The sequence below is a fragment of the Ruegeria sp. AG1 genome (assembly GCF_056541705.1).
Map to the genome: position 1 here is coordinate 13,450 of NZ_JBQFYU010000018.1, position 23,508 is coordinate 36,957.

A 23,508-nucleotide genomic window follows, 5' to 3' on the forward strand; every position below is an offset into this window, starting at 1 on the left:
GTCATTCGGCCGCCTCCTGCCGGGGGTGCCGAAGAGAGGTCGACAGCGCAGATTTTTCCGCGGCTTCCAGACTGCGCCGCATCCGGGCGGCAAGTACGCGTACGTTGGGTTCCAATACCATGGAGTCATGATCTCCGGGCACTTCATACACCTCAAGCTTAGGCGCCCACTCGGTCCAATCGTTGTCAGGGCTCAGGTAGTCGCGATCATCATTCACCAGACGGTCCGGTGCGACCTGCCATTTGCCGACAAGCGGCGGCCGGAACAGAGTCAGCGGTCCATCCCAAGGCTGTAATGGGTAATTGGCGACACTTTCCAGAAACGCAGCTTCAATGACCGTGTCATGGAAATTTTGGCCTTCTGCTCCCGCGCCTTCCTCAATGCCACCTTGCCGTTTTTCGATCTCCCAGGCGATGCGGTTTCTCAGCCAAGTAACCGGGTAGGACAGCCCCCTGTTCTTCCACTCAAGCCACTGGATCATCGCCCGATCTCGTGCGCTAAGTGCGCGGGGCACCGGCAGGGGTGTATCCAACATGATCAGCGCCGAGACTTCCTCACCTGCTTTCTTCAACTGGCGAGCAATTTCATAGGCGGTGATACCGCCGCCGGAAAAACCGCCCAGCACATAAGGGCCATGCGGCTGCACTTGACGCATTTCGGCAATATAGTCGCGCGCCGCTTCGCGCAAATCCCGGTGGGGTTCCTCGTCACCGTAAAGCCCACGGGCCTGCAACCCGTAGAAGGGCCGGTCAGATCCGATCAGATGGGCCAGATGGCGCAGGTTGAGAACATTGCCAAACATACCCGCCACTAGGAAGAATGGTGTCTTCGACCCGCCTTCGCCCGAATGCATTGGAACCAGATGCGTAAATCGACGCGCCGGTGTGGCCGGTACGTCCTCGGATGCGACGGCCGCTTCACCTTCGGTTGGCACACCGCGGGCGGCGATCAATTCGGCACACTTGCGAATGGTTGGTGCCTCAAACAGCACTGAAATGGGAAAGTCCACATTGTAAGTTTTTCTGATCTGCGCAAAAAGCCGAACAGCGATCAGGGAATGCCCCCCGAGATCGAAGAAACTGTCCTCGACCCCGATCTGATCAACCCCCAACAGCTCCTGCCAAAATCCTGCCAACCTGCGTTCAATATCATTGTCCGGGGCCACGTATTCTCCGTCGAGATCGGGGCGTTGAAATTTCTGTTCGCTGTCACTGGCCGATGCACCCGTCTCTGCAGCCTGTTTAATCAGCGCGTTTAGATCCAAAGATGACAGAATGGCCTGCGGTTGGTTCAATCCCAGTGCACGGAAGAAGAGGTCGGCGCCTTCTGACGCCAGAATACCCTGTGACAGGTTATGGCGCAGCCGTTCCTCGGCAGGCGACAAGGGTTGTGCGATATCCGCATCCCCTGCACCCGCCGCAGGTGATGTATCGCTCTGGGCAAAGTCTGCGGCAGAATCCATCCGCCGGATGGTGAATTCCTGAACCTCAACACATACTGTGCCGTCGGGCAGGGCAACTGTCACATCAAACCCGGCCGTTTCGCCGTCAGCCTGATTATCGCCAGCGTTACGGACCCAGCTCACGATCTGTGGTCCAAGCGGGTGGTGCACTTTCACCGAGCGATACGAAACGGGCACCCACAGATGGGTGGGTTGATAGCCTTCGATCAGATCCATCGCCCAGCCCGTCGCCAAATCCATCAGACCGGGATGCAGATCATAGCCTGCGCTCAGATCGCCTGTCAGGTTTTCCGGCAGGCTGAGATGGGCAATCCCCTCTTTGGCTCCTAGGGCTGTCTCGGTCAGGACTTGCCAGCCCGGGCCGAAATTCAGATGTGCTTCCTGTGCAGCTGTCAGGCGCGCATTTGCTTCGGCTTTATACTGCGGAGCGCATCGGGCGGTGATCGCGGCAATATCAAGAGGTACTGGCGATTCCAACGGCAAGAGCGACAGGTTGGCTTGGGCGTTCATCTCAAAGCCGGATGCTCCTTCAGGCGCGCTCTCGATCACCAGATCATAACCCATGTCGCTGCGTGGCAGGCGCAGTTGCATCTGTTGGCCGGTATCATCGTCAACAGCCAGCGGGCGTAGGAAATAGAGGTCCCGAATTTCAAACGGGCCGGTTTCGCCCTGTGCGCGCAGGGCCTCGGAGGCAAGCTCCAGATAACCTGTGCCCGGCACCAGCGCCTGACCTGTCTTGGTCCGGTGATCATCAAGGAACCAGCGCTCTGCTACTTTATACTCGGCAGTAAAGATCCGGTTCCCGGACCGGTCAAAAGTGGCGTTGTCCAACATGGGCTGGTCGATCGATTCAACCGGCGCCTCTTCGGGTCCGATGCGCGTTTCCATGGCATCCGCGGCCATGCCCACATCGGACCAGATGCCCCAGTTTACAGCCAGCACCTGTGTCTTGTCCTTCGCGCGCGCGCGGGCATAGGCGTTGAGATATTCATTGGCCGCCACATAATCGATCTGCCCAATGGGCGCGGTTGCCGTCGAGGTCGAGGAAAACAGAACCAACCAGTCAAGTGATCCGTCAGGAAAGACCTGATTCAGAACCTGCGTACCGTGAATCTTGGGGGTAAAGATGTCTTCAATCTCCATCATGGACTTGGTCATGATGGGCGCGTCATCAATCAGGCCAGCGGCATGAATGACGCCATGGATTTCTCCGAACTCTTGCGTGCTGCGCGCAATGATGCGCTGCATGTCTTCGACATTGCTGACGTCTCCTGTAAGGGGCAGGACTTTTCCGCCAGCAGCTTCAAGTGTCTGGATCGCGCGGATGTTCCGGACGGTTCGGTCCTGCGGAGCGTTCTGATGCAGAATTTGTTCCCAGCTGTCCCGCACAGGCAGAGAGCTGCGCGACATAAGAACAATATTGGCGCCGGTTTTGCGGATCAGCGCTTCGGACAATGTAAGCCCGATCCCCCCGAACCCACCGGTGATCAGATAGGTGCCTCCGGTGCGCAGAGGTAAATCTGCAATGTCAGGCCAAGGCAAAGGCTGCGACCGGTACCCCTGCACATAGCGCTTGCCGCCGCGAATGGCCGCGGTCAGCGTGGCCGGTTCTGCCAGCAGATCCTCAAGAACCTGAACCACCATGTCGCCGGGCAGTGCCGGGCGGCGGCGCTTGCCTTCGGCTTGAGGCAAATCGATATCAAGCAGGGCACATGTCAGGCCGGGAAACTCGCGCGGGATCACCCGTGTGGGGCCGGTCAGCGTGGCTTTTTCCGGATGCGGCAAATCTTCGTTCCGGACCTGCAAGGCGCCCGAGCTCAGCACATGCATATGCAGCGGCATTGGCAGGTCTTCTTCGCCAATCGCCTGCGCCAGGAAAAAGAGGCTGTAAAAGCCTTGCTCCAGATTGCGGTGAAAAAAGCTGCTGCCAGGTCGGAAACTTTCACGGTCTGTCAGGGACCAGCCATGCACGATACGTGTGGGCAGGCGGCTCTGATCCGACAAATCCCTGATCAGCATGTCATAACCTTCGCGACCCCGCTCCGGAGCGAGGCAATAGTGATCTTCCTGGATGCGCGCGAAGCCGTCGCCAGGAACCACCGTGGTGACGGTGTGGTCAGCACCCCGCAAGCGCTCAGCCAATTGACGGCATAGGCCCGCTTCATCTTCAAAGACAAGCCAGCTTTCAGGTGGCTCATCTTCCAGGCCCTTCGTCACGTCGATATCGCAAGCGGCATAGGTGGGGGTCCAGCTGACGCGGTATCCCCAACCATCAGGATCATCACTGCGCATCAACCATTGGGTTTCCGCATCTGGCTGGGCTTTGCCTGGTTCAATGAAATAAGGCGCGCGCTGGAAAGCATAACTGGGCAACACGACGCGATTGCGCCGCGCCTCGCCCCAATATTGGCCCCAGTCAAACTCTCCGCCCAAGGCCCAGACCCGGCCCAGCATCGCAAGGAAATATGCGTCATCGGCGATGTCATCCTGCGGGTGACGCAGGCTGCCAATCACCTGGTTGGCATCCACCTTGTCATGCTGGCCGGTCAGTGAGGCCAGCGCTTTGCCCGGACCGACCTCAATGAAAATCCGCTCGGGGTTTTCCGCCAGTGTGGTGATGCAATCGGCGAAATGAACCGTGTTTCTCAGATGCCCGACCCAGTATTCCGGGTCGGTGGCTTCTTCGGCTGTGATCCATGTGCCGCTCCGGTTCGATGGGAACGGAATTTGCGGAGCGTTCAGGGTGATGCCGCGCAGGTAATCGCCAAAATCCTTCAGGATCGGCTCTAACATGCGGGAATGCGCAGCGATGTCGATCTGGATGCGTTGGCAGTCGATATCCTGCACCTGCAGCCGCTCGGCAAGCGCGTCAAGCGCGGCCTGAGGCCCGGTTGCAATACTCAAGCCCGGGGCGTTCACCGCGCCCAGATCCAGATCGCCCCCCAGCAGCGGGCGCAATTCATCCGCAGGCAGCGGCACGCTCAGCATACCACCTGCCGGTACGGTATCAAAAAGCTGGCCGCGCAGATGCACAAGGCCGATGCAATCCTCAAAGGACATGACACCGGCCACACAAGCGGCGGTGTTTTCCCCCATGGAATGACCGACAAGCGCGGCTGGCTCCACACCCCAGCTGATCCAGAGCTGCGCCAGGGCATATTCGGTGATCATGATCAGCGGCAATTGCACCGAAGGCGTTGTCAGACGTGCATCAGCCTCGGCCTCCTGCCCGGATTCCGGCAGCCACAATGCGCGGATGTCATAGTCGAGCTTGGGCTGCAGGATCTCCAGCCCGCGATCCATCCAGTCGGCAAAAACAGGCTCTGTTTCATAGAGATCGCGCGCCATGCCAGCATATTGCGCACCACCTCCGGGGAACATGAAAACATGGTCGGGATTGTTGGAGATGACGGAATGCGTAAAGACCCGGCGCGGATCGCCGTCTTCCAGAAGCGCCGCGGCTTCCTCGTGGCTTTCGGCAGCAATCACCCGGCGTTTCTCGAAACCCCGACGTCCTTCTTTTAGGGTCCACGCGATATCGGCCAGATCTTCATCCTGATGCGCCCGCAAATGTGTGGCCAGCGCGGCTGAGTTGCCCTCAAGTGCCTTTTTACTGCGCGCAGAAATAGTCAGCAATTGGAACGGCCAATCGGATGGCTCGGAGGCGGCCCGTGTGGGGGCCTCTTCCAGTACCGCATGGGCATTGGTTCCGCCGACCCCCAGCGAATTCACCCCGGCGCGTCGTGGCCCTTTGTAAGACACCCATGGAGTCAACTGGTCATTGACGCGAAACGGGCTGTCTTCGAAATCGATCGCCGGATTGGGCTTTTCATAGCCCAGGCTTGCCGGGATTTCCTTGTGATGCAGGGCCAACGATGTCTTGATCAGGCTCGCCACCCCGGCGGCGGTATCCAGATGGCCGATATTGGTTTTCACCGACCCAAGCTTGCAAAACCCCGTCTCATCGGTGGTGTCTGAAAAGGCCTGTGTCAGCGCCGCCACCTCGATCGGGTCCCCGAGATACGTGCCGGTGCCGTGGCATTCCACGTAATCCAGCGTATCGGCGGTGACATCGGCCATGGTGTGGGCCTCGGATATGGCAGCAGCTTGCCCTTCGACGGACGGGGCCAGATACCCCGCCTTGTCGGCCCCGTCATTGTTGATCGCCGTACCGCGGATCACACCCCAGATGTGATCACCATCGGCAATCGCATCTGACAGGCGACGCAGCACCACTGCCCCCGCACCTGATCCAAAAACTGTCCCCTGCGCCCGATGATCAAAGGCGTGGCAATGACCATCCGGCGACAGAACTTCACCCTCTTTATAGATGTAGCCGCGGTTTTGCGGCAACTCGATGGTGACGCCCCCGGCAATCGCCATATCACATTCACCGGTCAACAACGCCTGCGTGGCGTAATGCGTTGCCACCAGCGAGGTTGAGCAGGCCGTTTGCACATTCACGCTGGGGCCCTTGAGGTCAAGAATATGGCTCAAACGAGTTGAGAGGAAATCCTTGTCATTGCCGGTATGGCGCAACAGGAACATGCCCACGTCATCCACAAGGTCAGCATTCGAGCAGATGTTGAAATAGAAATAACTCCCCATGCCGCAACCGGCAAAGACCCCGATTGGACCAGAAAAGCTTTCCGGCGTATGACCTGCATTTTCCAGAGCTTCCCAAGACACCTCAAGGAATTGGCGATGCTGCGGATCCATGATGGCCGCTTCCTTGGGAGAAAGGCCAAAAAACTCGGCATCGAATCCCTCAAACCCCTCCAGCGGAGCAGCAAAAGGCACATAATCCGGCCGGTTTAGTAGATGCGGAACTTCTCCGCTTTTACGTAGTTCGTCTTCGCTAAGACGGCGGATGGATTCAATGCCAGCCCGCAAGTTGTGCCAATACTCTTCAACCGAAGCTGCCCCAGGTAGGTGGGCCGCGATGCCAACAATGGCAATATCGTTTTCCCGAACGGAACTATTCACTTTCAAATCACCCATAACTCAACCGCATTGATCTTATGCAGTGCGAACACTGTTGCCAAACAAATCTGACATTTTTGACCACTATACAGGTTGTGTAAGGATTTTCTCTCAACAGAATAAGGCACTTTTTTCAGAATCTATTGTTACTCTCCCAAAAGTACTTGTTTTACGCGATCATTCGATAACCAAGGCTCGTTTGATTCTACAATAGACTGTCCACAAAAGGGATACAGATATCTGTTTCTATGATTTTTTGTTGCGCAATTATTTGATTCCAGAAGTGGTTGGGCTCAGAACCCTTTTTTCCGACTATCCAAGTGCTTCAGGTTCGGTAGGACAACCGACAGAAATGATAGTTCCGTTGCGGTATTCGGACCCTTCGCCATCGAAGCTATAGTACTCGTTTTCCGGGGTCATAGTCATGTGGAAATACAACCTCGGTTGGAAATGAAGCCAAATAAGCCCCTAGTGACAGCGTTTTCTCAGCGCGCTATGAAATGTGCCTGTAAACTATGAAGCGTGTTACCGGACCATATGTTGTTTTTTTTTGAACACCCGATCTCGCCAAGCCTTAGATCGTCTAAGATTTCATCCCAAAGGGTTCGAATCCAGCTAGGGGAAGGATTGCGTAAAAAAGGTGGAGGCTCGGTATCTTCAACCTGTACTCGCCAGTCCAGACCGGCAGATTGGCGATGAGAACTCTATCTGATATCCAATTTTCAGATAGCGCCCTGGCAAGAACATAGTTGCTACTGGAATATTTCTCCGCTGGGCCATCATGAATTCAAGGGTGTGTATAGCTTTTTCAACCACGCACTAGATAAATACTTACTTCTCGCGCATTCATAAAATTTCTCTTCCCAACGCCAAAATACCAGAGATGGGTGCTTCTTGGACTGCTAACGCAGAGACGCGAGGGGCGAATACTTCTATTGAGAATAGCCTGGTTAAACCGCTGTCCGCGTTCGGCGACAATCGCTTCAAAGTCACGATACGACACGGTGTGCCCAAGACAAAAGTAAACGGTACATAGGATTGCTTCCTTCGGAAAGCGCGCATCTTTCAACGAGATCATATCGTTGTCTGCTGATTTTTTTTGTCGGCAAGAGGCACAGATGAACGCACTTTCACCAAACCGAGCTCAGAGTTTGCTAAAAATACAATAACGCATCCTGAAAAAATGCCTTCGGCAACGCTGACAAACTCACGTGGCACTATTGGCTCATCATACTGAGCAATTCAGAAGGCCATGATACCAAAGTGTTGAAAGCGTGGGTATCACAGCAAAATACGAACGGAATCTACATCCGGACGACCCTGATCAACACCAGACAAATTTCTTCGGAGGCCCTTTGACTAAAGATACCTCTTTATGATTTCGCAGCGGTGTTGGAAGACTGCATCGTCAGTATAGCCGCCGCCATCCTTCGAAGCGAGGGTCATCATATCTCCAAGGAGTGACCGATCTCCATCAATCGATTGCACCGCCTCACTCAGAGCAGCTAAATCGTTCAATGGAACGAGTTGCCCTCCACCATGGGTCGAAATTAGATCCTCGGGATAGGCGCTACCATAACCGAAGATCGGCGTGCCTGAAACCAGTGCTTCGATCAGGCATCGCGGAGATTCCGGCGTCTTGTGGCAGAAAAGGAAGATATGAGCCTGTCGCAGTTGATCGAAAACCGCGGCGCGGTCGTTCACGAAACCTGTGAAGGAGACATGGTCCTGAAGGCCCGCACTTGCGACGCGCGCTTTCATGTCTGCCAACTCTGGTCCGTCACCTAGCCAAGTGGCTTGGAAATCCACTTGTCGTTTTGCAAGTGTCTCGAGAACCCCCACCCAGTCATGCGGGCCCTTCATTGCACTCGCCCTTCCTGTATAGACGATCTTCAGGGGGCCCACGTTCGCAGCGCCAACCTTTGCTTTCAGAGCTTCGGGAGAGAGATGTTCCGAGGTCTTGATATGGATATCGTGCACAAGTTGTGGTTGGCGGCAATAGGGGGCATAGGTCTCATAGGTTTCCTTACCGTGAAACAGACCCAGATCAGCGCGTCGGATGATGAATTTTTCCCACTCCCACATGGGACGATGCTCTAACTGCGCTCGGATCCGGCGGCGCCAAAGAGGGTTACTAGACGCTGTGCGGCGTGTTACTTCGGATTCGACGCGATCGGTCCAGATCGCAAAAGGGCGACCAGCTCTATGGGCCTGCCAAGCCCCAACAGATCCCCAATCTCCAGTCAGGCCACCGATGGAGAAAGCAAGGTAGTCAGCTTCTTCAATCTCTGCGCGTATCAGATTTCGAGTGGCTCGGTAGTGGCGAAGAAACTGATCAGGACGATAGGCCGTAGGTAGAGGCAAGATACGAATGCGTTCCAAGTTTGGCCCGACATTCTTGATAGGCACCCAAGCGTCTGGCAACGTAGTATTAGAGACGGGGTGCATCGCAATCAATTCATCAAAATGTTCTGCCCAGAGCCTAAGCCCATTGCAAGCTTGATCCTCAAGATACAGGCCGGAATCAGTCTGCACTAACGGCACTGGTGCATAAATCAGTAGCTTGCCTGAATTGGTCATGAAGGTCTTTGTATCCCGTTATGAAACTGGTTTTAAGATGTATACTTGCAATGACGCGTTGTCGCTGCACATATCTATAAGGACTTATTTTGCCATTTAACTCGTACATGAATATGACTTTACATCGTATCAAACAAAAACTCGCACCACTAATGCTGCTTGTTTTATCCGCCTGCGGGCTGGTCAATCGCTGTAGCACACCTGATCCGGTGGACGAAGCACGGTTCAGCACGATTTATGAGAGCGCTGCGTCCGCACCTGAGGAAGCACTCAACGTCTATCATCTGGGACACAGTCTGGTGGGCCCATACATGCCCGGGATGCTTCGGCAATTGGCGGAACAGGGTGGTAGCGAGGGGCACAGTTTCAACAGTCAGCTTGGTTGGGGTACGCCGCTGCGTGCGCATTGGGAGCCAGATGTGGTGATCAATGGCTTTGAAGAGTCCAACGGCCCCCCAGACTTTCGAGATGCAAAAGAGGCTATGGCGTCCGGCGAGTATGACGCGGTGGTGCTGACCGAAGCAGTCGAAATTAAAGACATGATCAAGTATTTCACGCCGCATAAGTATTTGCGCAATTGGGCCGTCGCCGCATGGGAGGGCAATCCAGATACACGTGTCTACTTCTACGAAACTTGGCATCCATTGGATGATCCAGAAGGCTGGCTTGAACGGCTCGACCGGGATCTGGGCGTTTATTGGGAAGGCGAAATTCTAAAACGCACGTTGGCTTATGAGGAAGTCGACCAGCCGATCTACGTCATCCCGGCTGGGCAAGTCATGGCTGCTTTTGTGCGCAAGGTTGAAGCGGCTGGCGGGGTTGGACCTATCCGCGACCGCAAGGACATGTTCCATGACAACATCCACTTCAGTGAATATGGTGGCTATCTTGTCGCCCTCACTCACTACGCTGTGCTTTATGGGCGCTCGCCCGTTGGCTTGCCTCACCAGTTGCAACTGGCCGATGGTAGTCCGGCAGCTGATCCGGGTCCCGAAGCGGCGAGATTGATGCAAGAAACTGTTTGGGACGTGGTCACGTCTTATCCGCCAAGCGGGGTGCCTCAAAACCAATAGCGGTATGCGTCAGACTATTCCTCGGCGGGTGAGAGTGATTCCAGCCTGGATATTTCGGTACGAGCGATGGCTATTTGCGGACGCGGGTCGCCATCCTCCGCTAATTCCAATACCAGGCGATATTGCGCGACCGCGTCTTCTTGCCGTCTCAGGGCGGCATATGTCTGCCCGAGGTGAAACTGTACGATTGGGTCCTGTGACAATTCAGCAGCAGCACTTTCGAGATACGGCAAGGCCTCTTCAGCTTGACCGCGGCGAAAGACAAGCCAGCCATAAGTGTCCTGAAAGGCGGGTACATCTGTGCCATTCAGGCGCCGGGCAACAGCCCAAGCACGTTCAAGGCTGGAGGCATCTGTCTTGTGATTTGACAGCAGGCTGGAGAGATTGTTGGCAGCAACAAGATCGTTGGAATTGCGCTCATATAGCAGCTCATAGTTGGCTATGGCACCGTCAATATCGCCAACCGCCTCCATCTCGCCAGCCTGCGCCCAAAGAAGCTCGCGGTTGAACGGCAGGGCGGCGCGCCCGTTGCGTAGGGTTTGCGACGCTGCTTCGACTTTGCCTTGAAGACGTTGGAGACGATAAAGCTGGACCCAGGCCTCACCTCGCCTTGGGTCCTCCTCCACAAGGGCCTGGGTTTGAGCTTCTGCCACATCCAGCGCACCATTGGCAGCATGGGAGGTGGCCAGAATGAAACGCAGCGCGGTATTTTCTGGGTATTCTGCGACAAGCGCCTCGGCCTGTTTCAGTGCTGCTTCGGTTTGCCCGCTGCTGAGGCGCGCGCGCAGAAGCGCAATTTGAGTGTTGAGGCTGGCGTCTTCCCGCTCTGAGAGTTCACGCAGAAACCCAAGTGCCTGTTCAACGCCTTCGCGGCTGCCCAGAAGCCGAGCCTGAAGCGCATCCGTTACGGCAAGGGTTCGCTCTGTACCAATTCGGCGGAGGCGCGCGATCACACCATCGGCACGCGCGTAGTCTTCTGCGGCCAAATAGATCTCGCCAAGAAGCACTAGCATGTCCGCATTGCCAGGCGCGCGTCGCAATGCCGGGATCAGAACCTCTTCAGCCGCAATATAACGTTCGTCACCTGCTAGAATCCGGGCATATCGCAAAGAAGGTTCTGGCGCATTTTCGGAGGCATCTACCGCCAGCGCAAGGAAATCACGCGACAGTTCATGGTTGCCAGCGCGCGTATAGGCCTGGGAGATCAGGTCCATGGCAGCGACATCATCAGGCGCTGTATCAAGAGCTAGGCGCAGCGTGGCAATAGCCTCGTCCGCTTCGTCGTCCTGGATCATCCAAGCCGCCTGCATCTTCAGCGCTTCGACATTGTCGCTGTCCGCCTTGAGTATCTCTGCCACCAACTGGCGCGCACTGATCTCATTGCCGGTCTGAACTCTCATGCGGGCGAGTGCTATGCGGATGCGATTGGCTGAATCTGAACCTTCTTCGGCGCTCTCAAGCAGTGTTTGAAGCGTTTCGATTGCCGTGTCTTCCGCACCGTTCTCGAAATCGAGCGCGGCAAGAATGATTTGTATCTGTTTGGGGTCTGCCGCGATCTCCAAGGCAGCGCGCAGCTCAGCACGCGCGGCGTCTGGCCCCTGTCGGTGGTTTATAAAACGAACCAGATCAAAGAAAAGCGTAGGGTCTTCTGCCGCGGGATCCGATACCTCGCGGAGAAAGGCCTCAACCTTGTCAGGCTCGCCCCTTGCCAACAGAAACTGAATGAGTTGGGTCTTGGGTTCATCCTCGTCAGCAAACCGAATGACCATGTCGCGCAGCTGTGTTTCAAGCGCTGCGAAGTCGCCTTGCTGTTCGAGCAGGACAAGCTTCTGCGTATAAAGCTCGCGATTGTCCGGCTGCTTGGCGATCATTTTCTCAAGTTGTATCAAGGCCTGATCGACCGCCCCGTTGCGAACATAGGCGTCAAATAGGATCAGCTGCAGAATGTCATTACTCGGAGCCCCTTGTGCCAGTTCCGCGGCCTGATCGCGTACGGCATTCCGCGTCAGAACATCGCGCGCCGCCAGCGCTTGCTCGTACTGCAAGGCCAGTTCGATCATCTGAGTGCGGGGTGCATCAGGTGCGAGAGCAATCACCTCGGTTGCATGGCGGGAAAACTCTTCCCAGTTGCGTGCCGAAAATGCGATTTCTGCCAGCACTGTGCGCCCTTCGGCATGATCAGGTATCTGTTCGACCAGCCGCAGATAGTGGCCATAGGCGGCCTCCTTGTCGTCTTTTTGTAGTACTAACGCTGCCATGGTCTCGCGCGCTGCGACATGGTTGGGCACCAGCTCAAAGACATTGCGCAACTCGATAACCGCCCGGTCAAGATCGCCTTCGTCGATCAATTCTTGGGCTGAAGTGAAATGGGCTTCGGCACGCTCTTCAACGGACTCGCAGGCTGCCAGGCCAAAGCAAAGGGCGAATGTCAGAATAAGTAGCCTTAGGATTCGGGGAAACGAGGAATTGGTCCTAAACATAGTCGGCTACTCTATTCTGCTATTTTTCGTGTCTTAAACTGCTCCACGCGAGAGCATTTGCCTTAACGGCTTCACTGTCCCAGACTCTGGAAAACATCAACTCAGGTCGCTGTCGGAAAGTGTACCGCGGCGGCAGCCATTTAGTGCCACTCCCAAAACGTTGGTATTGGCGGCAACTTCGATTTCAGTCCGATCAAGCTGTTTGAACTTAGTATGTTCCGCCCGCGCCACGATCAGAGCGCAATCGACATTTTTGAGAAATGCCAATGCTTTGTCAGAGGAAAGGGCTGATGGCAGATCGAAGATCATGATGTCCGGAGCATAGTCGCGTTGGACGTCATCTAGGAACTCTGCTGTACGGTCCATCATCAGAAAACGTGTAGGGTCTTTTTCGGGATGAGGTGAGATCGACACCGCCACATTGTCCGTTACCCGCACTGCTTGTTTTTCAAAGGCAATCGTATCCGTGATCACATCTGACAGTCCAAAATGCATTTTGAGGTTGAAAAACTCGTGTACCGAGGGGGAGCCAAGATCGAAGTCGAACAGCATTGTGCGGGAACTGGTTTGCCGCCCCAAACCCAGAGCAAGATTGCAAGCCAGAGTGGTTTTGCCACAAGACGGTTCCGGTGAGGTGATGGCTAGGCGCGACCAGCCGTTCTGTTCCATTTGCAAAATGATTTTGGTACGCAGAATGTCAAAAGGGGTGGCATCACTGTTTGCCTCGCCCGCGATGATACGGTGCTGTCGCAGAACGTCAGGCGACAACTCAATCCGGGGCAGTTCCTCCCAGATGGTTCCTGTCGTTCTAGATTTGGATGACTTGCGTACGTGCTGAGGTCGCGGCGCAGGATCAGGGCGCGGGGTCTCATGTCGTGCGGCACGCGCCTTAGCGAGAGCGGCCTGCAGTTTTTCCATCCAGTTTTACCCTTCCAACCGTGACGTTTCTCAAGCTAGGCCCGCTTGGGCCAGAACCCGGTTCACAAGTACCTCGAGCGGCACATACTCTGTATGTACGTAGTAAAGTGCGCTTGAAACCGCGGCCATGACTATGACCAATGCGCTCAGATGCAGCAGACGCCGACGCCATTTTTCTCTCCGGCTTTCCAGATAGGGAATGACGCCAATAGGCACTATTTCGAAACGGGACTGCAATTCCGCCGGATGACGAACACGCTGGTTGAGCAATTCCAGAAGCATGAAATACGCCAGCGCTAACGCGCCACCAATGGCACCGCCCATTGCGGCAATCTTTTTGCGGGCCGGCCCGGATGGCTCTTGCGGCACGCCAGCCGCCTCAATGAGGCTGATGCGTTCACCTTGCGCATTGACTTCAATCCGTTCTGCCATCCGGGCCTGATTGAGATTGGCCAAAACCGAATTGTAACGCGTTCGCGCGCTTGCGAGATCCCGTTCGAGACGCTCCAGAGTGATCGAATTTGTGGCTGTGGCCGCAATTGCGCGACTCAGCCGATCCAACTCTTCGTTCACGCGCAGGATTTCCAGATCAATTTCTTCGATGCGTGAACTCATTTCAGCCAGCGTGATGTCGAGGAACGTTGGTTCAACTTCTGCGTCCCCTTGTCGGTCCTCAGGCCGTTGTCCCGTGATCGCAAGCTCCAATTGTTCAATTTGACTACGCAATTGGATGACTCTTGGGTTGGTCTCAGAGTAGACAGTCAGCGCTTCAGCCAGTTCCAGTTCCCGCTCCTGCAGGCGGCGTTCCTCTGGAGACAATTCTCGTCGCGCATCATTCCCGAGGCGACCTGTTGCTTCGAAGACTGCGATCATCTCGCTGCGCTGACTGACAATGGCGGCGCGATCCTGCTCAAGTCGACCAAGACGCTCCTGCAGGGTGGATTGCCGATCCTGTCGATAACTGAGATCTTCTGGAAGAGCATCAACATTTTCATTCTTGAATGAAATGATCCTGTTGGATTCTTCGTCAATCTCCGCGACCAGCCGCGCCGCCTCCTGCTCGAAGAACGACAACGTGTTCTCTGTTCGCTCTCGTCGGAAAGAACTGTTTGCCTCAAGCACGAGGGTCACATAATCATTGACCACATTGGCTGCTGTTTGACCGTTTCTGGCATCGAACTGGATGGCCATCAAAGAGGCTTGACCACGCCCACCACTGCGGAGAATTCTGGTGCTATCCCGCATCGCCTGCACAATCCTGTCGGGCGTCATTGCGGCCATGTCTTCGAAGACCTGATGTCTTTGTGCAATGTCAATGAGATTGGCCCGCGTCATCAGCTGTTCTTCTATCAACTGAAGCTGTTCCGCCACTTCGGTCTGAATCGTGGAGACCACCATTTCATCAGGAATTTGCGGCGGGTCGACCTGCAATCGTGCCGAAGACATAAATGTCGGCGGCAATTGCAAGGCGGTGACAACCCCAAGCCCGGAGCAGATCAAAAACAGCGCCATCATCGCCGGCAGGCGCCGCTTGAAGAGATACCAGTAAAAACGTAGCGGCAGGTTCATTTCGCGGTCTTTCCTGTCACAACGTAGTGATCCGCAAGCGAGACAGGAGCAGTCGCCGTTTTCAGGATCACCCCATCGCTGATCAACTCCTCGATCACCTCGGCATCGACACGCATTTGATCAGCGCTGGCGGCATAGACCAGCGCCAGATCGCAGATCTTGTTGATCATCCGAGGCACCCCGCCGCTATAGTCGAACACTTTCTTCAAAGCGTCGTCCGTGAACTCCTCACCACTGCCCCCCACTTGTCGAAGGCGAGAAATGATGTAGTCACGGCTGGATACCGCATCCATTGCCCCCAGATGATGACTGACAGAGACACGCTGCGCGAACTGGCTGAGCTCGGGCTGCGAGATGATGTCACGCAGTTCCGGCTGACCAATCAGGATCAGCTGTAGCAATTCGTCCTTGCCGGAATTGACATTGGTGAGCATGCGCAACTCTTCCAATGTCTCTTTCGAGAGGTTTTGGGCTTCATCAAGTATCAGCAGGACCGATCGACCCTCTGCATATTGGCCAAGTAGGAAATCCACGAATTTCTGATAAAGCGCCACATAGTCTGCATTGGTGTCATACGTTAAATTAAAGGCGTTAAGCACCCAGCGCAAAAGCTCGCCGCGCCCGCCCTGGCCATTGGAGATAAGACCAACCGCCACATCACTGTCGATGCGTTCTAGCAGCGCATATAGCGACGTGGTTTTTCCCGCTCCAACCTCACCTGTAAGCAGAGTAATCGGCGCACCCGTCACCAACCCATATTCCAAAACCGAAAACGCACGCTTGTGGCCTTTGGACCAGAACATGAAATCCGGATCCGGCGGCAGCGCAAACGGACGCTCCCGAAACTGGAAATGTTGGAGATAAAGATCTGCTCTCAAGGTACTGATCCAAAACTCTGTTGCGTTGGCCGGGCACGATGTTCCGGTTCGAACCTAGTGCATACAATATTCTCGCCAGACGAATTACAACGTTCCTTTTGACACATTTAAGATAGAATACTTGAAGCTCGTGTTAAATAGGTAGGGTTGTCCAAACGGAGAGTTTCCTTTGGACCGTGTCTGATTTTAGTACCAGTCGGACAGTTTAGGTTCAGGATTCATGACCGTTGAGATGAAAATGGCGAGTGCTGCAAGTGCGATGGTGGAAAACAAGCCCTTTGGGAATCTAGCACAACGCGCCACCACACGTAGCCAGTCTTTAAACCTACCGAACGTGAACTCGATCCGATTGCAATACTTGTAGCAGCGTTCGCCTCATTTCACTGGCTTCTCGTGTGGTTTCTGAAATGTGGTCAATTTGCGCATATCTGAGCTTTTTGGAGATAATCGGAACCAGTGAGCATCGCAGCCAAACGTCCACAGCTACCATGAACAGTGTGCAACGTTGTGTTCATACCGCCCTTCGGAAAGAACAATGCCAGACGCTATGCTGTCCTATCACACCGACAGAAGCGACCAGAAATGATCTGGATGGCCTGAAATGTGAGGAAAGCATTGCCGAGTTTTAACACTGTTGTGCATTGCGAAGAGCCGCGTCCATGGCGGGACCCAAGAGATTCTGTAGGCGGAAACAGCAACACAGATCACTGTAGACGGCGCGCACAAAAACATGCTGATTTCATCGAGTCAGTTCCCGGCTTTGTAAGACAAAACCACAAGCCTTGAAGGATCTATTAAACAAAAATGGCAACTTAAATTAACAGAGATATCTCACAATTATCAACTCAGAAGCAGCTTCAGATACTCACCATATGTAGACTTGGCAAACAGTCTGGCTCGCTCTTCAAGCGCTTCATTGTCAATCCAGCCATTGGTCCATGCGATTTCTTCTAAGCTGCCGGTTTGCATGCCTTGCCGATCTGTTAGTGTCCGCACGAAGTTCCCCGCATCCAGCAGAGACCCGTGCGTTCCGGTGTCCAACCAAGCAAAGCCGCGGCCCATGGTTTGAACATTCAGCAGACCTTCGTTCAGGTACATCTCGAGCAGGGATGTGATCTCCAACTCGCCACGCTCGGACGGCTGGACCTGACGGGCGCGCGCCGGAGCGTCGCCGTCGAGGAAGTAGAGGCCGGTCACCGCATAGTTGGAGGGCGGCACTTTCGGTTTCTCGATGATGCCGCGTACTTTCTGCCCTTCGAAATCGACCACGCCGTAGCGTTCGGGATCGGCCACACGATAGGCGAAGACTGTTCCGCCGCTCTCTTGCGCATCTGCAGCGCGCAACAGATCGGGAAGACCGTGACCGAAAAAGATATTGTCACCCAGGATCATCGCAGATGGGGCACCAGCCAGAAAATCCTCGGCAAGTGTATAGGCCTGCGCCAGACCGTCAGGCGACGGCTGGGTGATCCAGGTCAGCGACAGGCCGTACTGGCTGCCATCGCCCAACAGACGTTGGAATTGTTCCTGATCCTCTGGCGTCGTGATGATCGCGATCTCACGGATATGCGACAGCATGAGCACGCTCAGCGGGTAGAAGATCATCGGCTTGTCATAGATTGGCAGCAGCTGCTTTGAGACCGCCATGGTGATCGGATACAGCCGAGTTCCCGAGCCGCCAGCCAGAATGATACCTTTGCGTTGCATGATCTATCCTTTCAAAGCAGGGCTATCGGTGACCTTCAGTTCGGCCAGCACCTGCGTCAGGCCCGCTTTCCAGTCAGGCCGCCCAAGCCCGTAAACCTCATTAAACCGCGAACACTCCAGCCGCGAATTGAGCGGTCTGGGGGCCGGGGTCGGGTAATCTGTTGTTGAAACATCGATGATCTGAGTGGTCAGACCCGCCTGCAAGACAATTACGCGCGCAAAATCGGCCCAGCTGACATCGGGTGCCCCGGAATAATGAAACAGCCCACCCTCGGCACGCTCTCTGGCCATGGTCAGCAGCGCCCCGGCGATGTCGGCGGCCGGGGTCGGCCCACCGATCTGGTCGGCCACGATGGTCAGACTGTCCCGGGCCTCAGCCAGCCTCAGGATGGTTTTGACAAAATTATGACCATGGGCTGAAAACACCCAGCTTGTCCGCAGGATCGCGTGCCATCCGCCTGCTTGGGCGATCTGGCGCTCTCCCTCCAGTTTGGTTTGGCCATACATACCCAACGGGCCGGTCGGGTCTTGGACAGCCCGAGGCAAGGCCCCTGCCCCGTCAAACACATAATCGGTCGAGATATGCAGAAAAGGCAAATCACGGTCTGCCGCAGCGCGTGCCATGGCACCCGGCGTATCACCATTGATCATCCGGGCCAGATCAGGCTCATCCTCGGCCTTGTCGACCGCCGTATAGGCAGCGGCGTTGATGACTACATCGGCATCTGTATTGCGGATCGCGGCAGCGCAGCTTTGTGGATCAGACAGGTCCGCTTGGGACCGGTCCAGCGCCTCGATCGTGATGTCATACGCCGACGCATGCCGGCGCAGTTCCGTGGCGACCTGCCCGCGATGGCCGAAGACCAGAGCCTTCATCCGGTCACCCCAAGCCGCTCGCCTACACCGCTGCGGTCCTGCAGAGCAGCCAACCATTCGCCGTTGTCCAAATACCACTGAACCGTCTGCTCCAGCCCGGTTTCAGGCGTGTAAGAGGGGCGCCAGTTCAGCTCGTCCCGGATGCGGGCCGGGTCGATGGCATAGCGACGATCATGGCCGGGGCGGTCTGTGACAAAGGTGATCAGATCGGCATAGGGTGTTTTGCCGGGCTTCAAACGATCGAGGATCGCACAAAGCAATTTGACCAGATCGAGATTGGTCATCTCGTTCTCGCCGCCAATATTGTAGCTACGGCCCAGCTTGCCTTGCTCCAACACCAGCAGCAGCGCTTCGGCATGGTCTTCGACATGCAGCCAGTCGCGGATGTTGTCCCCTGTCCCGTAGATCGGAATGGGCTTGCCAGCCAACGCGTTCAGGATCACCACCGGGATCAGCTTTTCGGGAAACTGGTAGGGGCCGTAATTGTTCGAGCAATTGGTCAGAACCACCGGCAGACCGTAGGTTTCATGCCAGGCCCGCACCAGATGATCCGACCCTGCTTTCGAGGCCGAATAAGGTGAGTTTGGCTGATAGGGGCTGTCTTCGGTGAAAAAACCTGTCTCGCCGAGTGACCCAAAGACCTCATCGGTAGAGATGTGATGGAAGCGGAACGTATCGGGTTTGCCTGCCCCGACCCAATAGGCCCGCGCGGCTTCCAGCAGGACGTAGGTGCCGGTGATGTTGGTATCGATAAACGCCGCAGGCCCGTCGATCGAGCGGTCAACATGGCTTTCGGCGGCCAGATGCATGATCGTGTCCGGCTGGTGTTTATTCAGGATCTCGGCCATCGCGCCTGCATCTCGGATGTCGGCCTGTTCAAAAACATAGCCCGGCGCATCCGCCACCGAGGCGACATTGTTCAGACAAGCCGCATAGGTCAGCACATCGACATTTACGACCGAATGCCCATCGGCAATCGCGTGCCGGATCACGGCTGAGCCGATGAAACCCGCGCCGCCTGTCACTAGAATTTTCATCAACTGTCCTCAATCGCAAAGGGGGTCTCCAAATCTCGCAAAAAGGGAGCAGCTTTATCTTTATCTGACAATAGCGGTTCGGTCATATCCAACGGCCAATTGATCCCGATATCGGGATCATCCCATCGAATTGCACCCTCTGTTTCTGGCGCGTAGGTGTCAGAGCATTTGTAAATGATCTCAGTATCAGGTTCCAATGTCATGAACCCATGGGCGAATCCTGCCGGCACGAACAAAATCCGCCCGTTCTTGAAACTCAGTTCCTCACCAACCCATTGACCGAATGTGGGTGAATCCTTGCGAATGTCCACGGCAACATCAAAAAGCCGTCCCCGCCCGCAGCGCACTAGCTTGGCCTGCACCCTTGGCGGAGCTTGGAAGTGCAGACCCCGTACCGTTCCCACTGCGTCCGAAAGCGAGCGATTGTCTTGTACGAAAACTGTGTCGATGCCGTAGTCACCGAAATTGGTCGCGTTGTAGGTTTCTTCAAAGAAACCGCGATGATCCCCAAACCGCTTAGGCGTGAGTAAAACCACTTCTGGGACTACAAGAGGCACAAATTCCATAACTATACACGTCTTATTCGACTATTTGGCATTATCAAACTTGCAAGTCATGTCATAGCCTTTTGTGAATGTTGCCCGAGGCTATCGGGCATCTACAGGCATTTAGTAACTGGGAAGAAGGGATAAGAGAACTGATTCCGGTCAAAACCTGCTCTCAAAGCCCCGCATTCACAATAAGAAACTGCAAGTTTAGATTTTACCACTGACTTCCAGAGGGTTGAGCCCTTTCTCACCTTGGCGGACCGGTCTCATCAACTAAACGCACCAGCTGTCTCCGGGTCTTTTTTCAACCTTACTGTGAGACAATTCCTCGTTGTACTATTTACGCCAAGCCTCCGTCTCCGCTTTACCCAAATGACGTTCATTCAAGCTTGCACCAAAGAAACGGTGTTCAAGCTGCGCGGCAAAGCGCTCGCTTTCATATACAGTGCCTGTGCGCACGGCACAAAAGCATCTGGGACGGTCACCGAAATGCAAAGGCTGATTTGTCAATTTCGCCTCCCAATCCATCGCGCCTCACGCACCAATCCCGGTAAAATTAGAGTGCACTCCCAATAGCGCCGCACCAGCCGTTTTGGATTGCTCAGCATTCGCCAGACCCATTCAAGCGCCAGTGACCTTACCCACTTTGGAGCACGCGTCTGACTGCCCGCGATGAAATCAAGCCCAGCGCCAATTGAGACAAATCCGCAGCAAGGGGCGCACCTGCGCCCTTCAATCGCCAATTGTTCCTGCTTGGGCGCCCCCAGCGCTAGAAAGCACAGTTTTGCCCCAGACTTTCGAATTGCCTCAAGATAGGAAACAGCGCTCGTGCCTTTGGGATCAAACCCAAAAGGGGGTGCAATCCTTTTAACAACTCGCAATCCGGGGTATTGAGCTGTCAATTTCTGCGCTGCCAGATCAAGCGTTTCGGGTGTGGCTCCCAAAAACGCCACTGGCACATTGCAACGGGCGGCCAATTCTACCAGCGGCTCTATCAACTCGGAACCGGGCATCAGATCAACCTCGCTCCCCGCCATCCTTGAGAGCCACACGATGGGGTTTCCATCCGCCACAATATGGCTATGCTCCATGTACGATTGGAAGAAATCAGGGTCGCTACGCATCTTCACGATGTGGTCGAGGTTCAAAGTAGCCAGTGCAAAGCCTTGATTTCTTTTCCAGTGCTCCTGGACGCTCTCGAACAATTCGGCCCGGTCAGGGAAGTTCACAAGACTCAGAACTTTGGCTGTGTGCTGTATATCTGTCTCACTCATTGCCACTTCACTCATACAGGATACCAAAGGCAGAAATGGGCACTTGGTCTCGTCCTTGATGCGCGAGTGTCCTTTCTTTGTCCATAAGCCTTTGCAAAAGCACTTCGCTCCTTCAGTACCATTTTAACCAGTCCTTTCAGCTATATTTCCGGTCTTGCTTGGCCAGAACATTGAATACAGATCTAACTCTTGAATTTTCGAGACTCATGAAGGTCAAAAATTGGCATCTCTCCGGAGGGGCTGGCCTTCTGTCCAGACTTTTCTCAGAGCTGTGTCTCCTTTCTCGGGCGGCGCGGTCGATAGTCTACACTGACTGTTATTGATAGCTTTACAAATGGGCTTGGGATGAGGTTGTGGTACTTCGTGCCGAAAGTGAAAATACGCTGACGACGGACAAGCACTCGGATTGACAAGCGCCTTTGACTTAAGCAACGGTCAACAATAATCACACCTACTCCAAATCACTTGGTGGCTTGCGCAACTATGTCGGTATAGGATTTCCTCTAGCTCAAAGAACGTGCAAAATCAACGAGTCGACAAGGAAATAGATGGTATGCGTGTGCTGTTGACCGGCGGAGCTGGATACATTGGAAGCCATACTCTGTTAAAACTGCTGCAAGATGGTATTGACGTGATGGTATTGGACAACTTCTCCAACAGCTCGCCTGAAGTGTTGCGCCGGATCCGGAAACTAACCAACTCTAGCTTTGAAACTCACGTTGGGGACTACAGCGCCCCAGAAGTTCTGGATGAAATCTTTGAGACATTTCGTCCCGACGCGGTCATTCACTTCGCCGGACTAAAGGCAGTTGGTGAATCCAACGAAAAGCCGTTAGCGTATTATGCGCAGAACGTTTCGGGCAGCATCAACCTGCTGGAATGCATGCAGCGGTACGATTGCCAGAATATCGTCTTCTCATCTTCTGCCACGGTTTATGGCGAGGCGCAGTATCTTCCGTATGACGAAAATCACCCGCTCAACCCCACCAATCCATATGGTCGCACAAAGTACTTTATCGAAGAGATCATCCGCGATTGGACAGCTTCGCGACCGGAAGCGAGCGCAGTTCTGCTGCGTTATTTTAACCCAGTTGGGGCGGATGACTCCGGCGATATTGGAGAAGATCCACGCACGACCCCAAATAATCTACTGCCCTACATTGCGCAGGTGGCAGTCGGTAGGCTCAACGAACTCAGCATATTTGGCGGCAACTACAAAACCCGGGACGGTACGGGCGAGCGTGACTATATCCACATAGATGATCTTGCAGGAGCTCATCTTTCCGCTGTCAAATACGCGCGCGTAAACTGCGGATGCGAAGCCATTAACGTAGGCACCGGAAAAGGTATAACTGTGTTAGAAATAGTGAAAGCGTTCGAGAAGGCATCAGGCAGAGAAATACCATTCAAAATCGCAGAAAGGCGCCAAGGCGATGTGGCGCGAAGTTTTGCCGAAGTGTCCAAAGCTCAAAGGCTACTTGGTTGGAGCGCTAAGCGTGACATTGCCGACATATGTAGAACGGCATGGACCTGGCAGTCCAAAAACCCGTCAGGGTTCGAACCTTAAGGGCAAGGCTTATATTTCGAAAATAGCGAGTGTTCAGAGTACGATGTTTGATAGGAATTCTCTGCGGCGCATATCCTATCGAGATTTAAGCTCTTTAGTCTGCAGAATGGTTTCTTCCGGCATCCACCTGTAAGCCCGTGAGGCGTACAACGAAGGCGTTCCGTCGCAAGTGCTTTCGACATCAGCTTAGAGCCGGCATAAGCTTAGACGAAGTTGGCGATTCGATGACCCAAGGATCCGGCGTCACTTGTCCAAATCAATGTCACGTTCCGCCATCATCTCTGCCAGATCCCGGTAGCAAACACCTTATCGCAAATAGAAGACAACAGCGTACGAATTCACTTACTTCGGAGAATACGCACTCTAGAATGAGGTCTTCCCCAACCAGCACGACCATACGATCCAATGTCGCTGATGCAAAGCCCTTCAACTGCTCTCAAGAATATCCGAAATACTGTAAGCGCGCCAATTGGGTAGCCAACCTGATACACATCGCGCGCGGATAGCCGTTTGCAGACTCAACGTCTGAGTAAGATCATCTCCATACGATCAGAGA

General features: G+C 54.7%; 13 protein-coding genes. 2 read left to right on the forward strand and 11 right to left on the reverse strand.

Annotated features, from left to right (window positions below):
- Position 1: 1 nt before the first annotated feature.
- Entirely contained in the window at positions 2–6,463 is a 6,462-nt protein-coding gene (locus tag ACR0B5_RS21530) for a type I polyketide synthase (RefSeq protein ID WP_480543320.1), read from the reverse strand.
- Positions 6,464–7,804: 1,341 nt separating this feature from the next.
- Positions 7,805–9,025, reverse strand: coding sequence for a glycosyltransferase (locus ACR0B5_RS21535; RefSeq protein WP_480543322.1), 1,221 nt, complete (start codon positions 9,023–9,025; stop codon positions 7,805–7,807).
- Between the two features lie 152 nt (positions 9,026–9,177).
- Between ACR0B5_RS21535 and ACR0B5_RS21540 the strand changes: the two genes are divergently transcribed.
- Positions 9,178–10,098 (forward strand): hypothetical protein, encoded by a 921-nt coding sequence (locus ACR0B5_RS21540; RefSeq protein ID WP_480543324.1) that lies wholly within the window; start codon positions 9,178–9,180, stop codon positions 10,096–10,098.
- Positions 10,099–10,112: 14 nt separating this feature from the next.
- Here ACR0B5_RS21540 and ACR0B5_RS21545 read toward each other — a convergent pair whose 3' ends face one another.
- The 9 genes from ACR0B5_RS21545 to ACR0B5_RS21585 form a co-directional block, all read right to left on the reverse strand.
- Positions 10,113–12,578: a tetratricopeptide repeat protein gene (locus ACR0B5_RS21545; RefSeq protein WP_480543326.1), complete on the reverse strand. Its 2,466-nt coding sequence runs from the start codon at positions 12,576–12,578 to the stop codon at positions 10,113–10,115.
- Between the two features lie 96 nt (positions 12,579–12,674).
- On the reverse strand, positions 12,675–13,247 hold the full coding sequence (locus tag ACR0B5_RS21550; protein WP_480543328.1) for a tyrosine-protein kinase family protein: 573 nt from the start codon (positions 13,245–13,247) through the stop codon (positions 12,675–12,677).
- A gap of 279 nt (positions 13,248–13,526) precedes the next feature.
- The gene (locus tag ACR0B5_RS21555) at positions 13,527–15,065 is read right to left on the reverse strand and encodes a GumC family protein (RefSeq protein WP_480543330.1); all 1,539 of its coding nucleotides are present in this window, start codon (positions 15,063–15,065) and stop codon (positions 13,527–13,529) included.
- A complete protein-coding gene (locus ACR0B5_RS21560; protein WP_480543332.1) occupies positions 15,062–15,868 on the reverse strand; it encodes an ExeA family protein in 807 nt (268 codons plus the stop codon). The genes ACR0B5_RS21555 and ACR0B5_RS21560 overlap by 4 nt, the downstream gene beginning before the upstream one ends.
- 915 nt (positions 15,869–16,783) lie before the next feature.
- Positions 16,784–17,650 (reverse strand): glucose-1-phosphate thymidylyltransferase RfbA, encoded by an 867-nt coding sequence (gene rfbA / locus ACR0B5_RS21565; protein ID WP_480543334.1) that lies wholly within the window; start codon positions 17,648–17,650, stop codon positions 16,784–16,786.
- 3 nt (positions 17,651–17,653) lie between these two features.
- Entirely contained in the window at positions 17,654–18,526 is an 873-nt protein-coding gene (gene rfbD, locus ACR0B5_RS21570) for a dTDP-4-dehydrorhamnose reductase (protein ID WP_480543336.1), read from the reverse strand.
- Positions 18,523–19,563 (reverse strand): dTDP-glucose 4,6-dehydratase, encoded by a 1,041-nt coding sequence (gene rfbB, locus ACR0B5_RS21575; protein ID WP_480543338.1) that lies wholly within the window; start codon positions 19,561–19,563, stop codon positions 18,523–18,525. The genes rfbD and rfbB overlap by 4 nt, the downstream gene beginning before the upstream one ends.
- Positions 19,563–20,129, reverse strand: coding sequence for a dTDP-4-dehydrorhamnose 3,5-epimerase (rfbC, locus tag ACR0B5_RS21580; protein WP_480543340.1), 567 nt, complete (start codon positions 20,127–20,129; stop codon positions 19,563–19,565). Before rfbC ends, rfbB begins: the two co-directional genes overlap by 1 nt.
- A gap of 488 nt (positions 20,130–20,617) precedes the next feature.
- On the reverse strand, positions 20,618–21,385 hold the full coding sequence (locus ACR0B5_RS21585; RefSeq protein ID WP_480543342.1) for a WecB/TagA/CpsF family glycosyltransferase: 768 nt from the start codon (positions 21,383–21,385) through the stop codon (positions 20,618–20,620).
- Positions 21,386–21,938: 553 nt separating this feature from the next.
- Here ACR0B5_RS21585 and galE point away from each other — a divergent pair.
- On the forward strand, positions 21,939–22,952 hold the full coding sequence (galE, locus tag ACR0B5_RS21590; protein WP_480543344.1) for a UDP-glucose 4-epimerase GalE: 1,014 nt from the start codon (positions 21,939–21,941) through the stop codon (positions 22,950–22,952).
- Positions 22,953–23,508 lie beyond the last annotated feature (556 nt).